1 protein-coding gene is annotated in these 2,235 nt (G+C 62.6%); it reads left to right on the top strand.

Translation table 11 applies throughout. The annotated features are described in order from the left end of the window. Positions 1–79 precede the first annotated feature (79 nt). Positions 80–2,235: excinuclease ABC subunit UvrA (uvrA, locus tag NW857_RS11890; protein ID WP_414369048.1), on the top strand; the 2,156-nt coding region annotated here is incomplete at its 3' end.

Below are 2,235 nucleotides of genomic sequence, written 5' to 3' on the forward strand. Positions count from 1 at the left end.
TGTTCCTTAACTTTTGTTGTTTTTCGACTCGCCAATTTTGGGCAGAGTCTCCACCCACGCTGCACACAGAGGGGATGAGATGTCCGGCCAAAACGAAATCCATGTGGTGGGGGCGCGGCAGCACAACCTCAAAAACCTCGAGCTGCGGATCCCGCGCAATCGCCTGGTGGTGTTTACCGGCGTCTCCGGGTCTGGAAAATCTTCTCTGGCCTTCGACACCATCTTTGCCGAGGGGCAGCGGCGCTACGTGGAGTCCCTCAGCGCCTATGCGCGGCAATTTCTGGGGCAACTGGACAAACCGGATGTAGACCGCATCGAGGGCTTGAGCCCAGCCATTGCCATCGACCAAAAGTCCACCAGCCACAACCCCCGCTCCACGGTTGGCACCGTGACCGAAATCTACGACTACCTGCGGCTGCTGTATGGGCGGGCCGGGATCCCCCACTGCCCCCATTGTGACCGGGTGATTGCCCCCCAGACGGTGGATCAAATGGTGGACCAGATCCTGGCCCTGCCGGAGCGGACGCGCTTTCAGTTGCTTGCGCCCGTGGTGAGGGGAAAAAAGGGCACCCACGCAGCGCTCTTGCAAAGCCTGCGCCAGCAGGGGTTTGTGCGGGTGCGCATCGACGGCCAGGTGCGGGATCTCAGCGAGGAAATTGAGTTGGCCAAAACCAAGGCCCACACCATTGAGGTGGTGGTGGATCGGCTGGTTAAGGGCCCCAACATCGCAGAGCGGCTGGCCGATTCCCTGACCACCTGTCTGCGCCAGTCGGGGGGACTGGCGGTGGTGGAGCTCTTGCCCCGTGAAGACGAACGGGAACACCTGCTGCAAAAAGTAGCCGAGGTGGCGGGGCAGTACCTCAACGGCAAGCCAACGGAGCTGATCTTTTCGGAACAATTTGCCTGCCCCGAACACGGCTCCGTGCTGGGCGAGCTGTCGCCGCGGCTATTTTCCTTTAACTCCCCCATCGGCGCCTGTCCCGTCTGTCACGGCCTGGGCTTTGAACCCATCTTCGACCCCGACCGGATCGTGCCGGATCCCAAGCTCCCCCTCTATGCGGCCATTGCTCCCTGGGCGGAGCGGGAGAACCCCTACTATCTGGCCCTACTGGCGGGGGCTGCTAAGGCCTTTGGCTTTGAGCTCAGCAGCCGCTGGTGCGACCTTACCCCCGAGCAGCAGCAGCTCCTCCTCTACGGCAGCGACCAGGAGATCTACGTTGAGGCGGAATCCCCCCAGGGGAGCCGGGGCTACTACCGCCGCTTTGAAGGGGTAATCCCGCAGTTGCAGCGGCACTACCAAGAGACCACCGCCGAAACCTACCGGCAAAAGCTGGAGACCTACCTCACCTACCGCCCCTGCGCTGCCTGTGGCGGATCCCGGCTGCGGCCAGAGGCCCTGGCCGTGCGCGTCGGTGGCTACCGCATCACGGATCTCACCGAGATCTCCATCCGCGACTGCCTGCAGCGCCTGGAGCAGCTCCAGCTTACCCCCCGCCAAGCGCAGATTGCCGAGCTAGTGCTGCGGGAGATCAAAACCCGCCTGCAGTTTTTAATTGACGTGGGCCTTGACTACCTCACCCTAGCCCGACCGGCCATGACCCTTTCGGGGGGCGAGGCGCAGCGGATCCGACTGGCCAGCCAGATTGGCTCCGGCCTGACGGGGGTGCTCTACGTGCTGGACGAACCCTCCATTGGCCTGCACCAGCGGGATAACCAACGCCTCTTGCAAACCCTATTCCGCCTACGGGATCTGGGCAACACCTTAATTGTGGTGGAACACGATGAAGAGACCATTCGCGCCGCCGACCACATCGTGGACATTGGCCCTGGCGCTGGCATCCACGGCGGAGAAGTGGTGGCCCAAGGATCTCTAGCCGACATCCTAGCCTGCGAGCGCTCCCTCACCGGCGCCTATCTGTCGGGGCGGCGGCGGATCCAAACCCCAGCTCAGCGGCGACCTGGCAAAGCCGTCTCCCTCAAGCTCACCGATGCCCACAAAAACAACCTCAAGCACATCGATGTGGAGATCCCCCTGGGCAAGCTGGTCTGCGTCACCGGCGTCTCCGGCTCCGGCAAGTCCACCCTGGTCAACGAGTTGCTCTACCCTGCCCTGCAACACTCCCTCGGCCAGAAGGTGCCTAAGCCAACGGAAATGGGGGAGCTACACGGCATTGAACACATCGACAAGGTCATTGTCATCGACCAATCCCCCATTGGCCGCACCCCCCGCTCCAA

This window comes from Synechococcus sp. H55.9, assembly GCF_047462355.1.
Taxonomy (GTDB): domain Bacteria; phylum Cyanobacteriota; class Cyanobacteriia; order Thermostichales; family Thermostichaceae; genus Thermostichus.